Genomic DNA, 24,602 nt, shown 5'->3' with positions numbered 1-24,602 from the left:
ATTTATAAAAATGCGGCCAATTGCAGCTCCAGCAAGAGGTTAAAACACTATTCTCCGGCGGATATTGAACAATTAGCGCATATTAGAATCATATGGATTAATTATTGATCAAATTTTTTATTTTGAAAAATTGATCAGTTTGAGCCTGACTCGCAGGTTTTTTACTGATTAATGCTACATACGGACAGTTTTTTACCCTCGTTTGCTGCCCCGAGCAGCCTGCTCCACAAGTAAAGTACTGGGCTAAAAATCATCCGTTTTATGGAGGTAATTCCAAAAAAACTTGAAACATGAGGCCCTTGTCCTCAGACTAACTAATGTTATGCAGACCCGGCCTTCACCGTTTGCAATACCAACCCGTTTTTAAATGCAGTGTCTTTAAAAACTGCTGCCTAAAGAAAGCCGACCTGTCTATTCATTGCTGGACCCAAACAATTTTTATTATATATCAAGAGGTTATACAGATGAAAATTGCCCAAGTCGCACCCTTGCATGAAAGTGTTCCACCGAAAACCTATGGGGGAACGGAACGAGTAGTTCACTATCTGACCGAAGCCCTGGTACAACAGGGTCATGAAGTCACGCTCTTCGCCAGCGCCGACTCCTGCACCAGCGCCAAGTTACATGCTATTGTCCCCAAAGCCTTGCGTCTGGCGCCTGAAAAACGCGATCCCATGGCCTGGCATATGTTGCAGTTAGCTCAAGTAAGCAGTGTTGCCGAAAGCTTCGACTTTATTCACTTCCATACCGACTATTTTCATTTTCCTTTGTGGCGGAAGATGCGAACGCCGCAAGTGACAACTCTGCATGGCCGTCTCGATTTACCCGACCTTAAATCATTATTCAATGAATTCCTGGATATGCCGGTAATTTCGATAGCCAATCATCAGCGCGACCCTTTACCCATGGCACGTTGGACCGACACGGTGTACAACGGTATTCCGGTCGAATTATACGACTTCCAGGCCAATGCCGGCGATTATCTGGCCTTCCTTGGCCGCATGTCGCCTGAAAAAGGCGCTGAAGAGGCTATCGAAATTGCCCTGAATGCAGGCATGCCGCTAAAAATGGCTGCAAAAATCGATGACGTGGATCGCGAGTATTTTGAGACCCGCATTCGCCCTCATCTCGATCATCCATTGATTGAATTTATCGGCGAAGTGGACGAACGGGGTAAAAATGAATTGCTGGGCGGCGCGAAGGCGCTCGTATTTCCGATAGCCTGGCCGGAACCTTTTGGCTTGGTAATGATTGAAGCCATGGCCTGCGGCACGCCTGTCATCGCTTATCGGCGTGGTTCCGTACCTGAAGTAATGATAAACGGTGTGACCGGTTATGTCGTGGAATCCAAAGAAGAAGCCGTCTCAGCTATAGCCCGTATCGACCAGATCGATCGCGGCGTCTGCCGGAGCTATTTCGAAGAACGCTTCTCGGCAGAGCGGATGGCCAAAAATTATGTCAATGCTTATCAAAAACTGATGGTGCAGCAGGAAAATACCCGTTCGGATTCCGGCGCGTACCTTATAAATATGAGGAAAAATCGAAAAATATCGCCAAGCGATGCCTGGAAGCAACGGCTAGCCACTGCATCGACCGGCACTTCCGACAAACTTTAACGATAGCTATCGGAGGATGCAATGGAAGGTTCTGTACAAATAGATAACAGCTGGTATATTCCGGCCACTTCTTCACGCGCCGACGATCGGACCAAGGTTCTTAAATCCGGCGACAGCTTTGGCGTTTTCAGCCGTCACGGCGAAATAAGCTGGGTTGGTTTCGGCGAACAAGGATTTTATTTTCTCGGCACCCGTCACCTGTCATTCTGGCATATCAAACTGGCCGAACGAGAACCGATGCTGCTCAATTCCATGGTTCGGCTCGACAACAGTCGCTTGGTAGTTGACCAAACTACGCCGGATATGTTTCGTGATGAAGCGCTCTGGCTCCCTAAAGGCAGTCTACATCTACATCGCGAATTGATCGCCCATGAGAGTTCGCTCAGCGAGCACCTGAAAATAGTTAACTACCATGATCAACGGCATCGCTTCTATCTGGAGTATCAATTTGATGCCGATTTTAGCGATATTTTCGAAGTGCGCGGCGTGGAACGGGCGCGTCGCGGCAAGCAAAAAGACCCGATCCTGGAACAGAACGCAGTCATTTTGACTTATGAAGGATTGGACGGCGTTATCCGCCGCACACGTATCGGTTTTAACAGGCGTCCCGATCAATTGGTCAACGACAAAGCGAAATTCTGGATCGATCTGGCGCCGGGAGACAGTTATGAACTGGAATCTCTGATCACATGCGTTAATGGTGACGCCCATTTTCATTTGCTCGATCATTCGAAGGCCATTGAAGCCAAGAACCGTGAAATTGAAGCCGACCGGGCGTCCCGCGCATCGGTCTGGTCCGACAACGTGCAATTCAATGAATGGCTCAACCGTTCAGCGGCCGACTTGCAGATCCTGACCACGGAAACCACTTACGGCCCTTATCCCTATGCAGGAATCCCCTGGTTTTCCACTCCTTTCGGACGCGACGGGCTAATCACCGCACTGCAAACCTTATGGGTGCAGCCGGAATTAGCTCGCGGAGTTTTGGCTTTTTTGGCTGCGACACAGACCGAATTGGACGATCCGAAGATAGAAGCCGAACCGGGAAAAATTCTGCATGAAATGCGTGAAGGCGAAATGCCCGCGCTGGATGAAGTTCCCTTTCGACGATACTACGGAACCGTGGATGCAACGCCTTTGTTCGTTGTGCTTGCCGGCCGTTACTTTCAGCGTACCGGTGATATAGCATTCATCAGGGAGCTTTGGCCTAATATCGAAAGAGCCTTGAAGTGGGTCACTACAAAACTGGAACAAGATGGTTTTCTCAGCTATCGCCAGCATGTAGCCAGCGGTCTGGTCCAGCAAGGCTGGAAAGATTCAAACGATTCAGTATTTCATCGTGACGGCAGCGATGCCATACCGCCAATAGCCCTGTGCGAGGTTCAGGGTTATGCCTGGGAAGCGTTAAAGTGCGGTGCGGAACTTGCCGACCGCCTGGAGCTTGATGCGAATCTTCCCGGGCGCTTTGAGTTTGAAAACAAGGCGCACTACTGGCGAACCGTAGCCGATCGCCTGCAGGAAGATTTTGAAGCGGCTTTCTGGCTCGATGATCTCGACATCTATGCCATAGCACTGGATGGTACGGGCAAGCCCTGCGCAGTCCGCAGTTCCAATCCGGGACATTTGCTCTATAACGGGATAATTAAACCGGAACGGGCCGAGCGGCTGGTCCGGCAATTGACCGGGGAAAATGCCTTTAACGGTTGGGGGTTAAGAACAATTTTCGCCGGCGAAGCACGCTATAATCCCATGTCCTATCATAACGGCTCGGTCTGGCCGCATGACACCGCGCTGGCCGCCGCCGGCATGGTCCGCTATGGTTTTGTCGATGAAGCCTTAAAATATGTCGAAGGCTTGTTTAATGCCTCCATTTTTTTCGATCAACACAGACTTCCGGAACTGTTTTGCGGCTTTAACCGCATGCAGGGACAGGGCCCGATACTTTATCCGGTCGCCTGTGCGCCTCAGGCCTGGGCCAGCGGTGCTATATTCATGCTGATCGAAGCCATGCTGGGCATTAGCTTTGAAGGCGCCCGTCCGCGGCTTCGATTACATCACCCGCGTCTTCCAAGTTATCTTGATTGGCTGCGCATCCGGGATTTGCGCTACGGCACCGCCACCATTGACTTGACTGTTCGCCGGCATGGCAATGATATAGCGGTGAGCGTAGAACGGCGCAACGGCGATATTGGACTGGTTGCCGTGCTTTGATCAACGGCTGGCCAATTCCGGCTGATCATGGCTCAGTTTTCCGGGTATTTCGCATGGCCGGCATTTCATGGCAGGCAGGAAGCGGTAGAAATTGAACAACTCTTAAAAAATTCAATCATAGAGACTGAATCTATCGCTCCCGCGCTCTGCATGAAAATGCATCTTGAAATACCCACTTGGAGCATGGAAACCATGAATCGGATGGATTATGCATTCATGCCCTGCAAGCGATTGCGTGCCATTTTCGTCAGCCTGTCATAAACCCTGGCGGGCTTCCCGGGTCGAGTGAATTCGACCCTACAGTCACTATTGACTGTGCAATGTCAGTTGCATAAATACTCAAAGCACCACCTGCAAAGGAGGATGAAATGAAAGTATTTTTATTACTGCTCGCCTTGCTATCAACTTCCGCTTACGCCCAGGTTTACAAGTGCGCCCCTGGCAAATACCAGCAAGATCCCTGCCCTCATAAACCCTCCGTTCGGCCGATGGTGATCTACGACATTCCCAAACAAAGACAGCTTGCCGCACAGCACCGCTGGGCCATAAAAAAAGAGGAAATCCGGATGGAGGATGAGACCATGACCGAAGCCTGGGACAGGGAGCGCGCCTTCCGGATTGAAGAGGCCAAAGTGGTCGCCGCCTTGCGGCAAGCCAACGCCGCCCAACGGACGGCACAAGCGCTGGAAGTTCAGAACGACATTGAAATCTTCAAACTCCAGCCGTGGATTCCTCGCTTTTATCCTGATTTATCTATTTATGATTATCCTTATTAAAAGCTGGGCTTAGGCATTCTGCTCTTCTGCTGCCGGTAGAAAGTTGGATGATCTAAAAATGAAAAAAGCCGTTTTAAAAATGTGGGGGGCGACTTCGCCTAGAGCGCCTACTGTTGGCAGTCGCCTCCCACACAGGCTTGCATAAGTCCTAAAAGGATAATCCGCGCTCGCTCAGTGCCTGCGCCAGTTTGAAGTCATGCCGGAAGCATAGAAATCGCCATTGAGTTGAGGCACACCAGGCAATATTTACCCATAACTATATGAATTTTTTAGATATTTTAGCACCAGCCTGATGAAGCAGGATCAAGCAATTGCTCTGCATAGGTATTTGTACGAATAAACATCTCATGGGCCGTTTGTTAGTATGAATCCCGTCGATTAGCAATAGCTCCCATGCTTCTCGACAATTTTGTCTCTACTTTAAAAAGACCACCTCCCACCAACCCCCCACAATTTCTGGTGGTCTTTCTTTTTCTTAACTTCCGGTTTCTTCTTCAATCTCCCGCGCAGGGTTACGCTTAATCCTGTTCAACAATAAAAGCACTGCCGCCCCGGCAAAAAATGAAACCAATAAAACTCCCCAAGCGCTTTTGTCCCAGTCTACCCAATAAGAATCCGCATTTACGGCCGCCGATATGCCCGGAATACTGGGCAGATCGCCGTCGCCGCCGTCCACTTTCAGCTGGGCCTTCATGCCTTTTTCCATGTGCTGAGGCACTTCGCAGTGCACCAGATAGGTTTTACGCTGGCTGGGCACGATAATAGAGGCTGTCTTTTGGCCCGGCCCGTAGATTTCCATCGTGAACATGCCTTGCGGGTAAATATAGCCCGGCAGATCGTGGATCATGAACTGATGCCGGATCTTGTCCTCGTTGATAAACGTGACGTTAATACGCGAACAGGGCGGAACCTCCCATTGCTGCTGGTCAAACGCGTACATGATGCCATTGAATTTTTTGGCCTGTTTATGACCGGCACGAACCGTAATGTTGACGTCGCCGGCGATTTTTTTACAGTCGCGCGGCACATTGTCGGTATTGCTGTTCATGATCATGCCGGTTTCGTCCATCATCATGCCGTTATGGTTCATGGCCGCCACAGCAGACTGAACGCCGGCCATGGCCATTAACAAAATAAGATGCTTAACGAAATTCATTTTACCGCTCCATTTTAAAGCTGCGCACGAGATAGAACACCAGTGCGAACAGCAGTCCGACCGTCAAACCGAAGGCTATGATTTTCAGGTAATTCGGGGCCAGAGGCCCTGCTTCGCCCAGCAACTGCGCAAATTCGTCTGTAGCCCACATGGGTTTTTCGCGCGCGTAGTAAGAACTGGTAAAGAACTCATCAAACGCACCCTCGTGCAGTTTCGGCATGCCGTGCTCATCGATAAAATCGCGGTACACGACCAGAGAGATATTGCCCCCCGGCTCCACACCGTCATTGGTCGCGCCGGTCTCGACATGATCGTGGAACATCCAGACGCCCTCGCCATCGTTATGGAGACCATCATTGGTCGTGTCCAGCTTGATGTCCACGCGTTGTGCAGAAGCAAGATCGACCACATCGCGAATGACTTGCGCGGACTCAGGCTGCTTGATGCCATCATAATGCGTGACCGTGGCCTTATGGCCGTGGAAATGCAGCGCCATGGCCGAATTCTGGGCGTTGGCCACGCGCAATTTGATCTTTTCATTGGATCCCGTAACGATCAGGTCGTCGCGCAACGTATACGGGAAGGCATGACCGTTTAGCAAGAAATAGTTTTCATGCGATTCGGTCATGTTGTATTCGCGGTTCATTTTTTTCTCGATCAGACGCGGATCGTTGGCTTCCTGAATGATTTTCGCCAGCCGCTTGTCGACGGATTGATAATGCAGATCATATTCCTGGCTGTATTCCTCCTTGACGCCGACTGACGGATGCCGCACATGCCCTCCGCCGATATTGAAGGTCTGCACCCAGTTGTTCGGGCGGTTTTCCTCTACGATGAACATGCCGGCCATGCCCATCATGACGTGTTTGTCGGTCTGTACATGACAGTGATAAAGCATGGTGCCGGTCGTCCGCGGCTTCATTTCGTAAGTATGGCTGTCGCCCGGAAAAACGGCCATAGCGCCGCCGTGCGCATCGCCGTCATTTTCACCGCCGTCCGCTGTTTTCCAGGGGTGATCGACGCCGTGAAAATGAATCGTGTGTGGAAAATAATGCGTGTTTTCCAATGTGATATAGACCTGATCGCCCTGCTCGACGCGGATCACCGGCGACGGCGCGCGCAGGAAATAATTGGCCTGGTTGGAGCCGTAATTCTTCACGGCCATATCGCTGGTCTTGGGTGCGAACACCCACAGCCCCGGCTGCACGCCCGGCAACACATCATAGCTGGGGATCAGGAAATCGCCGTCGGGCGATCTGCCGTTAAGCTCGATGACTTCCAGCTTGATGCGGATCACATCGGGGTCGCCGTCGCCGTCCAGGTCGTCTGTTTTGGTCAGCGCGTCTTCGGACAGATGCGTGCTCATCAGGGTAGGCATCGAAACGTTATTGACGCCTTTGACGAAAGCGGCAATATCATAGGGATTATCGGGATTGCACGCTAGCGATTCGGCAATCTCGACGCCGTCGATAGTCTGGGCCTGGCGCCATTCGGGATGCTCGTCCTTGCAGGGCTTTTCAAAGCCGAGCGACTTAGAGGTCATTTTGGGCCGCGTGGGCGGCGGATTGAGATCGGCTTCTTCGAACTTGCCGGGTCTTAACCAATATGCCAGGGGAATCAGGAGAACTATCAGGAGAAGACTTAATAAACGTAAGTATTTATTCTGCATTTTTAGACAACTGTACAGCAAGATTCATAACTAAACGCGCCACTATACCGAAAATTTCCCGACTAGGAAGCATTAGTTCATCATAATATTAAAGCAAACGCCTCATCCGGGCAGCCTCAGCCGTGACTTTCATGAAACCGCAACGTCCATGAAAAAACCGGCATTATCACTTATTTTGCAAAATCATGAATTTAAAAGGTTTCATATACTCCATGTTTTTCTTGATGAAATAGCCAAGTTGAGGAATAGCAATAACTGTTTCGAGGGTTTCTGCCTGCGTGGCTTCGTCCCGATTCTCAGCCATGAGGCCAGGTTTACCTAAAATCGAACGGCATCATGCCGCCAAAAAATAAATCATCAAAATCATCCGGAACTGATTTTTTGGGAATTTTATAGCTTTTTAGCCATGCTTTAAGTTCAGCAGGATTTTGAAAAGTCTCAAGCTCTTTCTGAATGGAGTCTATATCTGTCTGAACTGACTTCAGATCATGTTTCAGCGATGTAATCAATTGCCTGGGAGTTAGATACGCATAGAAAGGCAGATTTGATTGCAACTTAAATAGCTCTTCAATTTGATGAATTTCCTGATCCAGCTCAGACAGCTGCTCTTTCAATATCTTATTGAAATGTTTCAGGCGACTGTCAGCCATTTGGCTCAAATGCGCGGGATCGATCTGCTCAATTTCCAATTGCAATTCCAGTAGTTGCAATAAGTCTTTTTTGCCGTAAGCGGTATTGACGCGTTGCATTAATTCTGTTTTGCGAGCACGCTCCTGTTCATCCGGCTCGCGGTCGGGATGTAGTGTGGCGACTAATTTACGGTAAACCTCCTGGACCGACTTGCTTGCCAGCGCCTCTTCCTCTCGTTGGCGTGCTTCTTTTTCCAATTGTTTTTTGGTTTTTTTACGCTGTTTAACGGGAACGTCCGATTGTTCTTTTATTTGAGCTTCTGCCTGCGCTTGCAGCTTTTCCTGTAAGTGGGCGTGCAACTTTTCCGGCGAACTTACATCGACGTCATCACCCAAATCCACATTAAACATGCCTTCCGCGATGCTTTTCATGAGTTCGCCGACAGCGGCTTCAGCCTCCTGGTTGATGGTATCGTAATCTTCATCGCTATATTTGTTGAACAAGGCTTTCACTTCATCGCTGTTCAACTCGGGAATTAATTGCTCGCATGCCTCGCAAATAAGATGCCTAATTTTCAATTTGTCGGTTTTTTTGAATAGTGGCTTGTCGTAAGACTGATCCAATAACTTGGCCCACTCAAATTTCTGGTTATACAAGATCTCTACAGCAGGGTCGTATTCCTGCTCAACTATTTGATGATACAAAGGAATGGCTTCTTTCCACTCGAGCAACAGCTTTTTTTGACGGTCAATTTTTTTAGTCAGGCTATTGAATTGTTTTTGGGCTGCGGATAAGGTTGTTTTTCCATCGGCTTTTGAGGCAATTCGGACGATTTTGCGTTTGGATTGAGTCATGGTTTAAATCTTCTGATTGAGCGGACAAAAGCTGGTAGCATTTATGAGTATTATTTTACCAAAATAATTTGACTGATCCTTCTCTTAATATATCAGGCCTGCAATTGGATTTTTCAGATGCCGGCCAGGTTCCAGTTGCCGTATTGAAGGATTGCTGACAAATTATTCAAAATCCCACCAGTCCTTGCACATCACAGCCCTAAATTCATAATAAAAATCAGTATTAACGATAAAAAACAGCATGGCATCTTAATTGCTAAATAGAGAATTGCCGGGTTACCGATCTCCATCCGATGTGTGTGCCCGGACCATTTCCAATAGTAGCGAGGTATTGATATGTTCGAAGTCATTCTGCTTGTTATCGTCATGTTTGTAATGGCGACATGCGCTTTTTTTCCGTTAGGTTACAGCATGGCGTATTTTTCGAAATCCTCCCAACAATCCACAGCCGCCAATCAAGTGGAATGGACGGCCGATTATGAGTTGAGAATCCTCGAGGAATCAAATCGTCTTCTGACTCATCTGATAAGTGAAATCGAGGCTTCCTTCGGGCCGCGCCCTAGCGATTCCGTCTTGCGGCGCCATTACGATACCCTGGTTGCTGCCGAACTGGAGAATCGTCTGGCAGCAACAATGGCCGAGTAAATTAAAAGCATCTTTGTCGGGTTATACCACACTTTTATGCACTAACCCGACCTGCAGCTTCGCGCGCTTTACGTCATCCTGATCCATTCCTCTATAGCTGATTCAAATTGCATGGAATCCGGACTTATATACGCTCTCTTCTTCCGGTTTGTGTCCCATTTCCTGCAATTGTCCGGTTCCTATGTCGCATTTGTCGCATAACCGACACTGATTAATTTTTTTTCAAAGCATCTTGACATCATTTACCTTAATATTTATAAGGTTTTATCAGGCTGGCATCAATCCGGTACGGATGTTGCAAAGGCCATGCGGAGCAGTGTCGCCGATCACTGCGTTGATAAAAAAGGCACTGAAGAACGTTCGGGAGCATCTGGGTCTTGCGTTCATCAAGTAGCCGGATAATAACGCCAGGAGTTCCTGAATGAATGAAACCTTTTACGATGTCATGCGCAGGCAAGGCATCACGCGACGCAGTTTTCTCAAGTTCTGCAGCTTAACCGCTGCATCATTAGGTCTTTCCCCCGCTTTCGCCCCCAAAATCGCGCATGCGATGGAGACCAAGCCGCGCATTCCGGTGCTGTGGCTGCATGGTCTGGAATGTACCTGTTGCTCGGAATCCTTCATCCGTTCCGGGCATCCTTTGGCCAAGGATGTCATTTTGTCGATGCTGTCGCTGGATTACGACGACACCATTATGGCCGCGGCCGGACATAACGCCGAAGCCATCATTGACGAGATCGTCGAAAAATACAAAGGCAACTACATCCTGGCAGTGGAAGGCAATCCTCCGCTGGCCGAGGACGGCATGTACTGCATCATCGGCGGCAAGCCCTTCGTCGAACAGCTCAAATACGCGGCTGAAAGCTGCAAGGCCATCATCTCCTGGGGCTCCTGCGCATCATGGGGTTGCGTCCAGGCTGCCAAGCCCAATCCGACCCGGGCGACACCGGTGCACAAAGTACCGGGTCTGGCCGACAAGCCGATTATCAAAGTCCCCGGCTGCCCACCGATCGCCGAGGTGATGACCGCCGTGGTCGCCTATCTGCTGACCTTCGACAAACTGCCGACCCTGGACAAGCAAGGCCGTCCGCAGATGTTCTACAGCCAGCGCATTCACGACAAATGCTATAGAAGGCCGCATTTCGACGCCGGCCAGTTCGTCGAACACTGGGACGACGAAGCTGCTCGCCAGGGCCACTGCCTGTATAAAATGGGCTGCAAGGGACCGACCACTTATAATGCCTGCTCGACGATGCGCTGGAATGAAGGCGTATCGTTTCCGATTCAGGCCGGCCACGGCTGTATCGGCTGTTCCGAGGACGGTTTCTGGGACAAAGGCAGCTTCTACGAGCGCCTCACCGATATTAATCAATTCGGCATCGAAGCCAACGCCGACGCAGTCGGCGGCACCGCGGCGGCCTTAGTCGGCGCCGGCATTGCCGCGCATGCCGGCCTAACGGCACTGAAACGCGCCAAACAATCAGGAGCTGAACAACAATGACAGTCAGAAACACACCCAACGGCTTCAATCTGAATGATGCCGGCCGCCGCGTCGTGGTCGATCCGGTCACGCGCATCGAAGGCCACATGCGTTGCGAAGTCAATATCGACGACGACAACATCATCCGCAACGCCGTCTCCAGCGGCACCATGTGGCGCGGCCTGGAAGTGATCCTGAAAGGCCGCGACCCGCGCGATGCCTGGGCCTTCGTGCAGCGCATCTGCGGCGTCTGCACCGGCACCCACGCCCTGACTTCGGTGCGAGCGGTCGAAGATGCCCTGAAGATCAAAATTCCGGAAAACGCCAATTCGATACGCAACCTGATGCAATTAAGCCTGCAGACGCAGGATCACTTGGTGCATTTCTACCATCTGCATGCGCTGGACTGGGTCAATCCGGTCAACGCGCTGAAAGCCGATCCCGCCGCGACATCTGCGCTGCAGCAATCGATTTCACCGCACAATCCCAAATCCTCGCCCGGCTACTTCCGCGACACACAAAACCGCTTGAAGAAGTTCGTCGAATCCGGCCAGCTGGGTCCGTTCAAAAACGGCTATTGGACCAACCCCGCCTATCTGTTGCCGCCGGAAGCCGACCTGATGGCGGTGACGCATTATCTGGAAGCCCTGGATTTTCAAAAAGACATCATGAAAATCCGCACCATATTCGGCGGCAAGGACCCGCATCCGAACTGGCTGGTCGGCGGCGTACCGTGCGCGATCAATATCGACGGCGTCGGCGCCAACGGGGCGATCAACATGGAGCGGCTGAATCTGGTGTCATCTATTATCGATCGCACCATTGATTTTATCGATCAGGTCTATATCCCCGATTTATTGGCCGTCGCCCAGTTCTACAAAGGCTGGCTGTACGGCGGGGGCATTTCCGGGCAAAGCCTGCTGTCTTACGGCGACATCCCCGACAACGCCAACGATTACTCGGCAGCCAACCTGCTGATGCCGCGCGGCGCCATCATCAACGGCGACTTGACCAAAGTTCATGAAGTGGATCTGACCGATCCCGAACAAATCAAAGAATTCGTGCCGCACTCCTGGTACAAATATCCGGACGAATCGCTGGGCCTGCATCCGTGGGACGGCGTTACCGAACCCAATTACCGCGTAGGTCCGAAAACCAAAGGCAGCCGCACCCACATCGAGGAACTGGACGAGTCCGCCAAATACTCCTGGATCAAGGCCCCGCGCTGGCGCGGCCATGCGATGGAAGTCGGCCCCCTTGCCCGCTATGTGATCGGCTATGCACAAGGCAACAAGGAAATCACCGAGCAGATCAATTTCGTCCTGAAAACGCTGGACGTGCCAGTCACGGCCCTGTTCTCGACCCTGGGCAGAACCGCGGCCCGCGGCCTGGAAGCACAATGGGCGGCAGGCAAGATGCGCTATTTCATGGACAAGATGATCGCCAACATCAAAGCCGGCGATCTGGCCACAGCCAACGTCGAGAGCTGGGACCCGGAAACCTGGCCGAGCAGCGTCAAAGGCGTCGGGTTTACCGAAGCGCCGCGCGGTGCGCTGGGGCATTGGCTGCATATCGAAAACACCAAAATCGCCAATTATCAATGCGTGGTGCCGACCACCTGGAACGGTTCGCCGCGCGATGACCAAGGCAACATCGGTGCTTTCGAAGCCGCCTTGCTGAATACCAAAGTGGAACGTCCCGAAGAACCGGTGGAAATCCTGCGCACCCTGCACAGTTTCGATCCTTGCCTGGCCTGCTCCACGCATATCATCAGCCCGGACGGCGCCGAATTAACCCAAGTCAAAGTTCGCTAAGGAATCCGATTTATGAACAGAATCAAATTGCAATGCTTATCGCTGGCCGGTCTGGCCGCATTTTCACAGGCCTCATCGGCGCATACCGGCCTGCTGCCGACCGAGGGTTTCAGCGACGGTTTCCAGCATCCGTTTCTGGGCCTGGACCATTTTCTGGTGATGCTCGGCCTGGGATTATGGGCGAGCAGCCAGCCCCGCCTGCTTGCCAAGCAGACAATCGGCCTGTTTCTGTCAGGCATGGCCGCCGGGGCGCTGCTCGGTTTGGCCGGGTTTAGCTTCGCCCATGTCGAGACGGCTATACTGGTGTCGCTGTTATCGGTCGGCATAGCGCTCGGCTTCGGAACGGGCAAACTGCCCAAGACGCTGATCCTGCTTTCGATTGCCGTCTTTGCCGCCATGCACGGACTGGCACACGGCAGTGAAATGCCGACTGCCGCATCGGCGTATAGCTATATTGCCGGAATCATCTCAGGCACGGCGGTCCTGCACTTTTCCGGCCTGATGTTGGGCTTGCTTGCCCGGCGCGCCAATGCGGCCGGTTTGCTCCGCGTTTACGGGACTCTGACCGGCCTGACCGGTGCCTGGCTGTTGTTCGCATGAGGAAGACGCCATGACTGATTCCTCATCCCCTACTCAAGCCGTTTATGTCTACGAAAAACCGGTACGGCTATGGCACGGCCTGAACGCGTTGGTCATTGTCGCCTTGATCATCACCGGCTACCTGATCGCCGATCCGCCCGCGTCGGTGGACGGCGAAGCGTTCGATCACTTTCTGATGGGCTACGTCAGGTTTGTGCATTTCGCCGCCGGCTATCTGTTGGCGATAGGCCTGCTGTTCCGGCTGTACTGGGCCTATGCCGGCAACGAGCATGCCCGGCAAATCTTCCTGCCGCCGCTCTTGTCACGCGATTTCTGGCAAGGCGTCGGCCATGAAATCCTGTGGTATGCCCTGCTCGTCAAGGAACCGCGCAAGTATGTCGGCCATAATCCCCTGGCGTTGCTGGCCATGCATTTCGCCTTCGTTTGGGGCACGCTGTTCATGATCGTGACCGGCTTTGCACTGTACGGCGAAGGCACCGGGCAAGGCAGCTGGCAATACGTGCTGTTCAGCAGTTGGGTGCTGCCGGTTTTCGGCGACAGCCAAAGCCTGCACAGCTGGCATCATCTGGTCATGTGGCTGATCATATGCTTCGTGCTGATCCATATTTACGTCGCCGTGCGCGAGGATAAACTGTCCCGGCAGAGCATTCTGTCGACGATGGCGACCGGTTGGCGCACTTTCAAAGACGATAAACCGCTGGACGGTAGCCATTGACCATGAACATTCTGCTATTAGGCATTGGCAATGTGCTGTGGGCCGACGAAGGCTTCGGCGTTCGGGTGATCGAGCGCCTGCAGAAACGCTACCGTTTTCCCGATCAGGTCAAAGTCATGGACGGCGGTACGCAAGGCGTTTATCTGGTTGAACATGTGCAGGTCGCCGATGTCCTGGTCGTATTCGATGCGATCGATTACGGCTTGCCGCCCGGCACGCTGAAACGGATCGAAAATGATGATGTGCCGCAGTTTCTCGGCGCCAAGAAAATGAGTCTGCATCAAACCGGCTTTCAGGAAGTGCTGGCGATGGCGCAAATGCTGGGCAGTTATCCCCGGCATTTGCTGCTGGTCGGCGTACAGCCGGAGGAACTTGAGGACTACGGCGGCAGCTTGCGGCCATCGGTCAAGGCGCAAATCCAGCCGGCGATCGACATGGCGCTTGGCTTTCTGAAGGATTTCGGCATTACGGCTGAAACAACCGACACAGAGGACGATCTGGCCGATCCGGTGCTGAACATGCAACGCTACGAACAAGAACGGCCTACGGCTGATCAGGCCTGCCGCATCGGCGACGAGCGCATCCTGCTGTCCGATGCGTTTGAGGTGCGCCCGCCGCAACCTGCGGACGAAAACGCTTTGCAGGTCGATGTCGATTATCGGGGCAAATACTGATGTGCATCGGCATTCCCATGCAAATTATCGAGCCGCGCGGCGAATCGGCGCTCTGCATCTACCGCGGCCAGGAAAGCCTGATCGACATGATGCTGGTCGGCCCGCAGCCGGCTGGCGCCTGGCTGCTGGTTTTTCTCGGCACCGCCCGGGAAGTGCTCAGCGAACAAAAAGCCCGGCAGATCGCCGATGCGCTGGAAGCCCTGCATCTGGCGATGCAGGGCGACAGCCAGATAGATCATTTATTTGCCGACCTGGTCGACAGAGAACCCCAATTGCCGGAGTTTTTAAAACCATGACATCGCCATTGATTGCCCAATTGCAAACCCGATATGGCTATCCTTTTCTGGATGCGGACAGTTACGATCATTTCGTTTACGGTAATGAAACTGTCGTGCTGTTTTTCTGCAATGATCCGCTGCATTTTCCGGAAAGCAATGACGTCGCGGTGATCCTGCCGGAATTGATCAAGGCATTTAGCGGACGGCTGCAGGCTGCGGTCATCGCCAGGCCCATAGAGCGGGAATTGCAGGCACGTTTTCGCTTTACCGGATGGCCCTCGCTGGTGTTTTTGCGTAACGGCGAGTATTTAGGCGCCATCAGCGGCATCAAGGACTGGCAGGAATACAGACAGGAAACCGCGCGGATTCTGACCGCCGCACCCGGCGAGCCGCCGGTTTTCGATCTGGACAAAGTCTGCGGGGCACGATGAATTTTGGAACCCGTAGGGTACGCATTGCGTACCTTTGTTTAGGCTTTGGAATGCCTGGAACATTTGGAAAAGGTACGCAGTGCGTACCCTACATTAATAGCCAGCAAGTGAATCAATAAACCTGAAACTATGAACTCAATCTCCCTCCCAATTTTCGGCCCAGGCAGCCAACCTGCGGAAGAAGGCGGCATCGAGCTGGACTACCTGCAAATGCCGCAGGAAATGGCGACCTACAGCATGCCGCGTTTCTCAATGGATTTAAACCCGGCGGATCTGGAGCTGGCAAAAAATATATTGCGGCAACTGGAACAGGATCTGGCTGTGTTCCCTTTGGTTTCCGAGCCTATTGACCTGACAACGCTGGATCAGCCCAATCGGCAATTCATCAACGAACTGCTCGGCGAAGGCGAAGTCAGCCTGATCTGCTCCGGCGAACGTAACATCCGCATTCAGGAGTCGGCGCTGGCAGGCGTCTGGCGCTTGCAGCAACTGGATGCCCGGCAGCAGATCGTCGCCGATACGGTGGAAATCGGCATTATTCCGCGACAAATAATTCAATCGGCTTTTAATGGCGCGGCCAGCCGAATCGACACCGGCTGGACCGCGTTGCCGCCGGGCGTGATGAATGCCCCGCCGCTGCTGGCCGAACTCAACGCCAAAATCGCCGGATACCGGCCGGGCGGCGAGGCGCATATCATCAACTTGAGCCTGTTGCCGCAAACCGAGCAGGACCTGGCGTTTCTGGAACAACGGCTGGGCCGGGGCTCAGTGACGATACTGTCTCGAGGCTACGGCAACTGCCGGATCACCGCAACCGGCACCCGCTTCGTCTGGTGGGTGCAGTATTTCAATTCACAGGACACCCTGATCCTCAATACCCTGGAAGTCAGCGACGTGCCCAGCGTCGCCTGCGCCTCGCCGGAAGACATAGAAGACAGCCGTGAGCGGCTGCAGGAAATACTGAAGGTGTATTTATGAGCACCGCCTTTTTCGCCGGCCCCTTTGGCGGCGATGCCTCGGGATTGCCGACAGAAACGCGGTTGGAATGCAAAATCTGCTGGCATGTCTACGATCCGGCAGACGGCGATGAGGTCTGGCAAATACAGCCCGGCACGGCTTTTTCACAGTTGCCCGTACACTGGAGCTGCCCGCAGTGCGGCGCTCCGAAGCAGGATTTTCTGGTGCTGGACGACTGAGCATGCAGTGGCAGGATAGCGAACAAATCAGCCGCACGCTGGAAACGGTATTCAACGGTATTCTGGCAACGCGCCTGCGCGAGGTGCCTATTGTTAACCCCGCGCTCTCTGTGCAGGCCGTCGGCTTTACTCGCTTTAACGAAGACTGGCTGGGCGTGTTGATCACGCCCTGGTTCATGAATCTGCTGTTGTTGCCGGGACCGGACAGCGAATGGCGTCAGCAGCTTCCCGGCAGCAAACTCGTGCGGCGCTATCCCTACGGCGCCTTCGAATTCACTTTGGCCAGCGAAGCGCAGCTGGGCCCATACGCACAGTGTTCCTTGTTCTCGCCAATGTTTCAATTCGAGGATCAGGGTATGGCGCTCACGGCGGCACAAGCCGCCTTGCAGGGCTTGCTGACTACTCCTAGTCCGCGCACTGTCAGCCGCCGGGATCTGCTGCGCGGCGCTCTCGGAGGCCATAAATGACGCCGGACGGAACTGTCCACATCGAATTGTATCACCGCGCCGGCCAGGCTAGCGGAGCGCGAATCGCATCCACCCGGCCTGACATAGCGCCCCTGGTATTGCTCGGCAAAACGCCGGAACAGATCCTCGACATCGTACCGCTGCTGTTTACGCTGTGCGGCAATGCCCAAGCCTGTGTCGCCCTGCTGACCTGCCGCGCCGCGCTGGGCATGACAGCCGAGCCTGAGTCCGATGCGGCCCGCGACCTGCTGGTGCAACTGGAGACTCTGCGCGAACACGCCTGGCGGATTCTGCTGGATTGGCCGGGCCTAATCGGACTGCCCCCGGATAAGAAAGCCCTGGCGGCATTGCTTAAATTCGATGCGCTTTTCAAGCGGCATTTGTTCCGGCACGGCGAGGCATACAAGCTCGACAGTTGCCTCGACATCGATGCCGTGCAATTGACGCAACTGACAGCCGAATTGGAAGCGCTCATTGATGCCGCGATTTTTAACGGCCGGCTTGCCGATTTTCGGACGCTGGCTTGCGAAACGCAGCTCTGCGACTGGCTGAGCCAAAACGAGGCGCTGCCGGCCTGCCTGCTGAACGATTTGTATAACCGGAACTGGACGGCAATCGGACAAAACGAGGTCGACTGTCTGCCCGAGCTCGAGGCGGATGCCTTGAACCGGCAGATGCAGCAGGAAGATTTGGCGGCGTTCTGCCGGGCGCCGCACTGGCAAGGCCGCTGCTTTGAAACGACGCCATTGACGCGGCAACGTTCGCATCCGCTCATCGCCGGCTTGCAACACCATTACGGCAACGGCCTGATGGTGCGCTTCGTGGCCCGTTTGCTGGAAGTGGCGGCGATACCGCTGCGGTTAAGCCGTGGGATAGAGCAAAAGCCTGCCCCTGCAATCGTCTCGAGCACCGGCGGCATTGGTCTGGCCCAGCTTCAGGCGGCGCGCGGCCTATTGATTCATCGTCTGGAACTGCGGCATGGGCGGGTGTATGATTACCGAATCGCCGCGCCTACCGAATGGAATTTCCATCCCGAAGGCGTCGTCGCCCAAGGCTTGAAACACTTGAAGGCCGAAGGCCCGAACGACCTGCGGCGGCAGGCGGAACTTCTGATCAACTCAGTAGACCCCTGCGTACTTTACAATTTAAAGCTGACGGACAGCCATGCATGAAATGTCGCTTTGCGAAAGCGTTTTACAAATACTGGAGCAACAGGCGGAAGCCCAGCAATACCGGAAAGTCAAGACGGTCTGGCTGGAAATTGGAGCGCTTGCCGGCGTCGAGATCGAGGCGTTGCGTTTCAGTTTCGATATTGTCGTACAAGGTTCGCTGGCCGACCAGGCCCGCCTTGAAATTATCGAAGTGCCGGGCCAGGCCTGGTGTTTGCCGTGCGGGCGCAATGTGGCCGTGCAGCAGTTATACGATCAATGCCCGCACTGCGGCAGTCATCAATTGCAGGTCAATGGCGGCGATCAAATGCGAATCAAAGAACTGGAGGTAGAATAATGTGCGGCGTATGCGGCTGCGGCGAGGGCCATTCCCACTCGCACGATCATGGCCATTCCCATGATCACCATCATCACGACCATGACCACGAACACGGTGCGGCACATGCCCATGCGCCGGGTTTGAGCCGGCTGCGCATGGTGCAGATCGAACAGGATATTCTGGCCAAGAATAACCGTTATGCCGCCGAAAACCGCCGCTACTTCAATGAACGCGGCATGCTGGCGTTGAATCTGGTCTCCAGCCCCGGCTCCGGCAAGACCACGCTGTTGACCGAAACCATTGCCCGGCTGCAGGGCGACGCCGACATCGCCGTGATCGAAGGCGACCAACAAACCGCCCGCGACGCCGAGCGCATCCGCGCCACCGGCGTGCAGGCGGTGCAAATCAATACCGGCAAAGGCTGCCATCTCGATGCGCACCGCGTCGGGCATGCGCTAGCAAGCCTGCAGCCGAGCGACCATAGCCTGCTGTTCATCGAAAACGTCGGCAATCTGGTCTGCCCTTCGTCGTTCGATCTGGGCGAAGCGCACAAAGTGGTGATTCTGTCGGTCACCGAGGGCGAGGACAAGCCGATCAAATACCCCGACATGTTCCATGCCGCCGACCTGATGATCTTGAACAAGACCGACCTGCTGCCGTACCTGGATTTCGACAGCGAGCAATGCATACAGTATGCGAAACAGGTCAATCCGCGCATCAAGGTCCTGTCATTGTCGGCCAAGACCGGCGAAGGCATAGACAACTGGCTGCGCTGGCTCAAGGCCGAATTGGAATTGCAGCGCATTGGATATGCTTAATGCTCGCTACCGTAGGGTACGCACTGCGTACCAAGCCGGACAGGGCATGCTGCCCCGTCCGAACCGTTCAGCGTTGGTTCAATGCATATCCGTAGGGTACGCATCGCGTACCTTTTGGCTTTGCCTTGGCATCGCGGAAACTTTTAATGGGCAATTTGAAAATGGTACGCAATGCGTACCCTGCATTTTAGGAAACCGAAATTCATGTGTTTGGCTTTACCCGCCCAAATCATCGCCCTCGACCCCGTCACTAACATAGCGACCGCATCGGTCGACAATGTCAGGGTGGAAGTGTCGCTGGCCCTCGTCGATGATGTTGCTGTCGGCGACTACGTACTGGTGCACGTCGGTTACGCGTTGAATAAAATCGACGAGGACGAAGCCCTAAAAACCCTGGCCTTGTTCGCCGAAGCCGGATTGACGCTCAACCCATGAAATACATCAGCGAGTTCCGACAGCAAGACCTGGCCCGGCAACTGGCCCGGGCCATCGCGCAAACTGTCGATCCCGACCGGCACTACCGATTGATGGAATTCTGCGGCGGCCATACCCATGCCATTTTCCGTTACGGCGTGCAGGACCTGATGCCGGCCAATGTCGAATTCATCCACGGCCCCGGCTGCCCGGTCTGCGTATTGCCGACCGGACGCATCGACAACGCGATCCAACTGGCCGAACAGCATGACGTGATACTCTGCACCTATGCCGACCTGATGCGGGTGCCGGCCACCGGCCGCAACAGCCTGCTGAAAGCCAAGGCCGGCGGCTGCGACATCCGTATGGTTTATTCCACGCAGGACGTCCTGAAAATCGCCCGCGAAAATCCAGATCGGCCCGTGGTGTTTTTCGCCATCGGTTTTGAAACCACGACGCCCCCGACCGCCGTCGCGATACAGCAGATGCAGGCCGAACGGCTGACCAATTTCTCGGTGTTCTGCAACCACGTGCTGACGCCCGCCGCGATGCAGGCAATACTGGACGCGCAGCAGCCGGTTGCGATTGACGCCTTTCTCGGACCTTCCCATGTCAGCACGATCATCGGCAGCCAGGCCTATGAGCCGTTTGCCGAACGCTATGCCAAGCCCGTCGTTATTGCCGGTTTCGAACCCCTGGACGTCATGCAGTCGGCGCTGATGCTGATCCGCCAGCTCAACGAAGGACGGCATGAGGTCGAAAACGAGTACAGCCGCGCCGTCACCCGGCAAGGCAACCTGAAAGCGCAAGCGCTGATGCGGGAAATATTCGAGTTGCGGCCGCAATTCGAATGGCGCGGCCTGGGCCTGATCGCCGACAGCGCATTAAGACTGAAGGCCGACTACGCCGACTTCGACGCCGAGCAGCGCTTCAGCCTACCCGCGATCCAGGCCGCCGACGTCAAAGGCTGCGAATGTCCCGCCATCCTGCGCGGCGCAAAAAAGCCGCAGGATTGCAAGTTGCTGGGCACGGTTTGCACGCCGGAAAATCCGATGGGCTCTTGCATGGTGTCGTCGGAAGGAGCTTGTGCGGCGTATTGGTCTTATGGGAGGTTGAGCCGTAAGTCAGGTTGACCTTAAAGCAGGTAGGGTACGCATCGCGTACCTTTTTTAGAATTCGGATGACTTATAGTTGAAAATGGTACGCGGTGCGTACCCTACATTTGATCTTTCTCAAACTTTAGGATGAATTTAATCCGTCGCGAAAGCGGCATTTTTTAATTACGAGAATCCATTCAATGCCCAAGCCCTACACCTCCCCCCTGAACCTAAAAACCGGCAAAGTCGACCTAAGCCACGGCGGTGGCGGGCGGGCGATGGCTCAGCTGATCGACGAGCTGTTCGTCAGGTATTTCGACAACGACCTGCTGCGGCAACGCAACGACCAGGCGCTGTTTAACGTACCGGCGGGACGGCTGGTGATCAGTACCGACGGCCATGTGATATCGCCGCTGTTTTTTCCCGGCGGCGACATCGGCTCGCTGGCAGTGCACGGCACCGTCAATGATGTGGCGATGTCCGGCGCGCGGCCGTTGTATCTGGCGGCCGGATTCATCCTGGAAGAAGGCTTGCCGCTGGCCGATCTGGAAAAAATCGTCGTCAGCATGGCCGCCGCGGCGCAACGGGCCGGCACGCCTATCGTTACCGGCGATACCAAAGTCGTGGAACGCGGCAAGGGCGACGGCGTGTTCATTACCACGACCGGCGTCGGCATCGTGCCGGAGGGCGTCACTATTTCCGGCGACCGCGCACGGCCGGGCTGCGCGATTCTGGTCAGCGGCTCGATCGGCGATCACGGCGTCGCCATCATGGCCGGGCGGGAAAATCTGCAATTCGGCACCAGCATCGTCTCCGACTCCGCCGCGCTGAACGGCCTGGTCGCCGAGATGGTCGCCGCCGCGCCGGACGCTATTCACTGCCTGCGCGACCCGACCCGCGGCGGCCTGGCAACGGCCCTGAACGAACTGGCCCAGCAATCCGAAGTCGGCATGGTCATTGACGAGACGCGGATTCCTATAAAGACGGAAGTCAAAGCCGCCTGCGAAATCCTCGGCCTGGACCCGCTGTATGTCGCCAACGAAGGCAAGCTGGTCTGCATCTGCGCCCCCGATGCCGCCGAACGCCTGCTGGCGGTAATGCAACGGCACCCGCTGGGCCGCGATGCCGCGATCATCGGCGAAGTCATCGCCGACGAGCACGGTTTCGTGCAGATGACCACAGCCTTCGGCGGGCGGCGCATCGTCGACTGGCCGGTCGGCGAGCAGTTGCCGCGTATCTGCTGATGCCCGGCAAAGCGATCCGGGCGCGCGGCGTGGTGCAGGGCGTAGGCTTTCGGCCGGCGATCTGGCATTTGGCCCGGCTTTACAGGCTGACCGGCTCGGTGTGGAACGACGCCGAGGGCGTGATGATCCACGCCTTCGGCAATGAGGCGGATCTGGACGCCTTCGTCCGCCGGATTCCGCTGCAACTGCCGCCGCTGGCCCGGCTCGACAGCCTGGAGGTGCAGGATTTAAATGGCATGCCGGATGACGAGTTCCGTATCGTTGCCAGCCGCGAAGACCGCAGCGCCCAAACCCCGATCGCCGCCGATGCCGCCACCTGTCCCGACTGTCTGGCCGAAATCGCCGACCCCGCCAATCGCCGCTACCGCTATCCGTTCACCAATTGCACGCATTGCGGCCCGCGGCTGTCCATCATCCGGGGCGTGCCCTATGATCGCTGCCGCACCAGCATGGCGGAGTTCGTGATGTGCCCGCGCTGCCGGCAGGAATATGACGATCCAAGCGACCGCCGTTTCCACGCCCAGGCTAACTGCTGCCCCGACTGCGGACCCAGACTGTGGCTGGAGGATCGCAGCCGGCAAGCGCTGGCTGGCACCGACCCGCTGACGCGCACGGCCGAGCTGATCCGCCAGGGTTTTATCGTCGCGATCAAGGGCCTGGGCGGTTTTCATCTGGCCTGCAATGCCGCCGATCCCGATGCGGTTGCGCGACTGCGGCAACGCAAGCGGCGCCATGCCAAACCGTTTGCGTTGATGGCCCGCGATGCGGAAACGATAGCCCGCCATGCCCGGCTGAACGAGCAGGCAATGCGGGCTCTGCCTGACAAGGCCGCACCGATCGTATTGCTGGCCGCGCATGGCATGGCGCTGGCGCCCGGCATCGCGCCGGATGACGATAAGCGGGGCTTCATGCTGCCCTATACGCCTTTGCACAGTCTGCTGATGCAGGAACTGGCCGCGCCCATCGTGCTGACTTCCGGCAATGTCAGCGACGAACCGCAATGCACGGACAACGACGAGGCGCGGGAAAAGCTGGCCGGCATCGCCGATTATTGGCTGCTGCATGACCGGACCATCGTCAACCGGCTGGATGATTCGGTAGTTCGGATCATGGACGGCGACATCCGGCTGCTGCGGCGCGCGCGCGGTTACAGTCCGGAAGCGCTGGCCTTGCCGGCCGGTTTTGAAGCGGCCGATAACATTCTGGCAATGGGCGCGGAATTGAAAAACAGTTTCTGTCTGCTGAAGAACGGCCAGGCGGTCGTTTCCCAGCATGTCGGCGACCTGGAAAGCGCCGCCGTGCAGCACGATTACCGTCATGCCGTCGCGCTGTACAGGCAGTTATTCGGTTTTAGCCCCAAACGCATCGCTGTCGATCTACATCCGGATTATCTATCCACGCAATACGGGCAAGCCTTGGCGGCAACCGAGCAGGCGCAGTTGATCGCCGTGCAGCATCATCATGCCCATCTGGCCGCCTGTCTGGCCGAGCATGGCGTACCCCTAGACACGCGCCCGGTGTTGGGTGCGATCTTCGATGGCTTAGGCCTGGGCGATGACAGTACGTTATGGGGCGGCGAATTTTTGCTGGCCGATTACCGGAACTGCGCCCGGCTCGGCCATTTCCAGCCCATCGCCCTGCCCGGCGGCGCCCAGGCCATGCGCGAACCCTGGCGCAACGCTTATGCGCAACTGCGGCATTATTTCGATTGGCCGATGCTGCGCCAGGAATTCGCCGAGCTGAACATCATCAAACTGCTGGCCGGCAAACCGTTGGACACGCTGTCGGCGATGATTGCCAGAAATCTCAATTCGCCGCCCAGCAGTTCCTGCGGCCGCTGGTTCGACGCCTTTGCCGCCGCGCTGGATCTGCACGGCGAACAGGTCCATTACGAAGGCCAGGCCGCGATTGCGCTGGAAGCACTGGCAGCGCCGCTGTTTTCCGGCGAACAGCCCTATCCGCAAGCCTGGGCTATCGATAACGGCGGCGGCCTGTTGGTGTTAAGCTGGCAAGGCTTATGGCAAGCCGTTCTGGCCGATCTCAACGGCAGCACGGATAAAGCCCGCATCGCCGCCCGCATTCAACATAGCCTGATCGCCGCGACCGTCGAACTGCTGAACCGGCTCTGCCGCCAGGCCGGCACGGACAGTATTGTGCTCAGCGGCGGCGTATTTCAGAACCGGCTGCTGCTGGAAGCGGTGTCTCAGCAACTACGGCGGGACGGCAAAACCGTGCTGTCGCCGCAGCGCTATCCGATGAACGACGGCGGTCTGGCATTGGGACAAGCGGTGATTGCCGCTGCGCAAAGCATTAAAGGAAAGTGACGGAT

At 55.3% G+C, this 24,602-nt stretch carries 25 protein-coding genes; 21 read left to right on the top strand and 4 right to left on the bottom strand.

Annotated elements, in window-relative coordinates; translation table 11 throughout:
* Positions 1 to 464 precede the first annotated feature (464 nt).
* The 3 genes from IT781_RS09940 to IT781_RS09930 all read left to right on the top strand — a co-directional run bounded on the left by IT781_RS09940 (position 465) and on the right by IT781_RS09930 (position 4,603).
* On the top strand, positions 465 to 1,616 hold the full coding sequence (locus IT781_RS09940; RefSeq protein ID WP_194970001.1) for a glycosyltransferase family 4 protein: 1,152 nt from the start codon (positions 465 to 467) through the stop codon (positions 1,614 to 1,616).
* Positions 1,617 to 1,637: 21 nt separating this feature from the next.
* The gene (locus IT781_RS09935) at positions 1,638 to 3,827 is read left to right on the top strand and encodes an amylo-alpha-1,6-glucosidase (protein ID WP_194970000.1); all 2,190 of its coding nucleotides are present in this window, start codon (positions 1,638 to 1,640) and stop codon (positions 3,825 to 3,827) included.
* Positions 3,828 to 4,195: 368 nt separating this feature from the next.
* A complete protein-coding gene (locus IT781_RS09930; RefSeq protein WP_194970010.1) occupies positions 4,196 to 4,603 on the top strand; it encodes a hypothetical protein in 408 nt (135 codons plus the stop codon).
* Between the two features lie 475 nt (positions 4,604 to 5,078).
* Here IT781_RS09930 and IT781_RS09925 read toward each other — a convergent pair whose 3' ends face one another.
* The 4 genes from IT781_RS09925 to IT781_RS09910 all read right to left on the bottom strand — a co-directional run bounded on the left by IT781_RS09925 (position 5,079) and on the right by IT781_RS09910 (position 8,912).
* Complete coding sequence (locus IT781_RS09925; protein WP_194969999.1) at positions 5,079 to 5,759, bottom strand: cupredoxin domain-containing protein; 681 nt, start codon at positions 5,757 to 5,759, stop codon at positions 5,079 to 5,081.
* Between the two features lies 1 nt (position 5,760).
* Positions 5,761 to 7,302 carry a multicopper oxidase domain-containing protein gene (locus IT781_RS09920; RefSeq protein WP_194969998.1) on the bottom strand — a complete coding sequence of 514 codons (1,542 nt, stop codon included), beginning with the start codon at positions 7,300 to 7,302 and terminating at the stop codon, positions 5,761 to 5,763.
* 292 nt (positions 7,303 to 7,594) lie between these two features.
* Entirely contained in the window at positions 7,595 to 7,732 is a 138-nt protein-coding gene (locus tag IT781_RS09915; RefSeq protein WP_194969997.1) for a hypothetical protein, read from the bottom strand.
* Between the two features lie 10 nt (positions 7,733 to 7,742).
* Positions 7,743 to 8,912, bottom strand: coding sequence for a J domain-containing protein (locus IT781_RS09910; protein WP_194969996.1), 1,170 nt, complete (start codon positions 8,910 to 8,912; stop codon positions 7,743 to 7,745).
* 336 nt (positions 8,913 to 9,248) lie between these two features.
* On the opposite strand from IT781_RS09910, the gene IT781_RS09905 reads away from it, so the two are divergent.
* The 18 genes from IT781_RS09905 (at position 9,249) to hypF (ending at position 24,597) form a co-directional block, all read left to right on the top strand.
* On the top strand, positions 9,249 to 9,557 hold the full coding sequence (locus tag IT781_RS09905; protein ID WP_194969995.1) for a hypothetical protein: 309 nt from the start codon (positions 9,249 to 9,251) through the stop codon (positions 9,555 to 9,557).
* Positions 9,558 to 9,978: 421 nt separating this feature from the next.
* Positions 9,979 to 11,058, top strand: a complete 1,080-nt coding sequence (locus IT781_RS09900) for a hydrogenase small subunit (protein WP_194969994.1) — start codon at positions 9,979 to 9,981, stop codon at positions 11,056 to 11,058.
* Positions 11,055 to 12,851, top strand: a complete 1,797-nt coding sequence (locus IT781_RS09895) for a nickel-dependent hydrogenase large subunit (protein ID WP_194969993.1) — start codon at positions 11,055 to 11,057, stop codon at positions 12,849 to 12,851. The genes IT781_RS09900 and IT781_RS09895 overlap by 4 nt, the downstream gene beginning before the upstream one ends.
* A gap of 12 nt (positions 12,852 to 12,863) precedes the next feature.
* On the top strand, positions 12,864 to 13,451 hold the full coding sequence (locus IT781_RS09890) for a HupE/UreJ family protein (RefSeq protein ID WP_194969992.1): 588 nt from the start codon (positions 12,864 to 12,866) through the stop codon (positions 13,449 to 13,451).
* Between the two features lie 10 nt (positions 13,452 to 13,461).
* Positions 13,462 to 14,166, top strand: coding sequence for a Ni/Fe-hydrogenase, b-type cytochrome subunit (cybH, locus tag IT781_RS09885; RefSeq protein ID WP_194969991.1), 705 nt, complete (start codon positions 13,462 to 13,464; stop codon positions 14,164 to 14,166).
* Between the two features lie 2 nt (positions 14,167 to 14,168).
* Complete coding sequence (locus tag IT781_RS09880) at positions 14,169 to 14,840, top strand: HyaD/HybD family hydrogenase maturation endopeptidase (RefSeq protein ID WP_194969990.1); 672 nt, start codon at positions 14,169 to 14,171, stop codon at positions 14,838 to 14,840.
* The gene (locus tag IT781_RS09875; RefSeq protein ID WP_194969989.1) at positions 14,840 to 15,136 is read left to right on the top strand and encodes a HypC/HybG/HupF family hydrogenase formation chaperone; all 297 of its coding nucleotides are present in this window, start codon (positions 14,840 to 14,842) and stop codon (positions 15,134 to 15,136) included. The genes IT781_RS09880 and IT781_RS09875 overlap by 1 nt, the downstream gene beginning before the upstream one ends.
* Positions 15,133 to 15,549 carry a hydrogenase gene (locus tag IT781_RS09870; protein WP_194969988.1) on the top strand — a complete coding sequence of 139 codons (417 nt, stop codon included), beginning with the start codon at positions 15,133 to 15,135 and terminating at the stop codon, positions 15,547 to 15,549. Before IT781_RS09875 ends, IT781_RS09870 begins: the two co-directional genes overlap by 4 nt.
* Before the next feature lie 129 nt (positions 15,550 to 15,678).
* Positions 15,679 to 16,527 carry a hydrogenase expression/formation protein gene (locus IT781_RS09865; RefSeq protein WP_194969987.1) on the top strand — a complete coding sequence of 283 codons (849 nt, stop codon included), beginning with the start codon at positions 15,679 to 15,681 and terminating at the stop codon, positions 16,525 to 16,527.
* Positions 16,524 to 16,745, top strand: a complete 222-nt coding sequence (locus IT781_RS09860; RefSeq protein ID WP_194969986.1) for a rubredoxin — start codon at positions 16,524 to 16,526, stop codon at positions 16,743 to 16,745. Before IT781_RS09865 ends, IT781_RS09860 begins: the two co-directional genes overlap by 4 nt.
* A 2-nt stretch (positions 16,746 to 16,747) precedes the next feature.
* Positions 16,748 to 17,212 carry a [NiFe]-hydrogenase assembly chaperone HybE gene (hybE, locus tag IT781_RS09855; protein ID WP_194969985.1) on the top strand — a complete coding sequence of 155 codons (465 nt, stop codon included), beginning with the start codon at positions 16,748 to 16,750 and terminating at the stop codon, positions 17,210 to 17,212.
* Positions 17,209 to 18,384, top strand: coding sequence for a Ni,Fe-hydrogenase I large subunit (locus tag IT781_RS09850; RefSeq protein WP_194969984.1), 1,176 nt, complete (start codon positions 17,209 to 17,211; stop codon positions 18,382 to 18,384). Before hybE ends, IT781_RS09850 begins: the two co-directional genes overlap by 4 nt.
* Positions 18,377 to 18,718 (top strand): hydrogenase maturation nickel metallochaperone HypA, encoded by a 342-nt coding sequence (gene hypA / locus IT781_RS09845; RefSeq protein ID WP_194969983.1) that lies wholly within the window; start codon positions 18,377 to 18,379, stop codon positions 18,716 to 18,718. The genes IT781_RS09850 and hypA overlap by 8 nt, the downstream gene beginning before the upstream one ends.
* The gene (hypB, locus tag IT781_RS09840) at positions 18,718 to 19,518 is read left to right on the top strand and encodes a hydrogenase nickel incorporation protein HypB (protein ID WP_194969982.1); all 801 of its coding nucleotides are present in this window, start codon (positions 18,718 to 18,720) and stop codon (positions 19,516 to 19,518) included. Before hypA ends, hypB begins: the two co-directional genes overlap by 1 nt.
* Before the next feature lie 204 nt (positions 19,519 to 19,722).
* A complete protein-coding gene (locus tag IT781_RS09835) occupies positions 19,723 to 19,953 on the top strand; it encodes a HypC/HybG/HupF family hydrogenase formation chaperone (RefSeq protein WP_194969981.1) in 231 nt (76 codons plus the stop codon).
* On the top strand, positions 19,950 to 21,065 hold the full coding sequence (gene hypD, locus IT781_RS09830; protein WP_194969980.1) for a hydrogenase formation protein HypD: 1,116 nt from the start codon (positions 19,950 to 19,952) through the stop codon (positions 21,063 to 21,065). Before IT781_RS09835 ends, hypD begins: the two co-directional genes overlap by 4 nt.
* A gap of 164 nt (positions 21,066 to 21,229) precedes the next feature.
* Positions 21,230 to 22,273, top strand: coding sequence for a hydrogenase expression/formation protein HypE (gene hypE, locus IT781_RS09825; RefSeq protein ID WP_194969979.1), 1,044 nt, complete (start codon positions 21,230 to 21,232; stop codon positions 22,271 to 22,273).
* Positions 22,273 to 24,597, top strand: a complete 2,325-nt coding sequence (hypF, locus tag IT781_RS09820; RefSeq protein ID WP_194969978.1) for a carbamoyltransferase HypF — start codon at positions 22,273 to 22,275, stop codon at positions 24,595 to 24,597. The genes hypE and hypF overlap by 1 nt, the downstream gene beginning before the upstream one ends.
* Positions 24,598 to 24,602: the final 5 nt, after the last annotated feature.

The organism is Methylobacter sp. BlB1, assembly GCF_015476545.1.
Taxonomy (GTDB): domain Bacteria; phylum Pseudomonadota; class Gammaproteobacteria; order Methylococcales; family Methylomonadaceae; genus Methylobacter.
The sequence above is the reverse complement of the archived record's forward strand: the minus strand, read 5'-3'. Positions and strand labels throughout refer to the sequence as shown.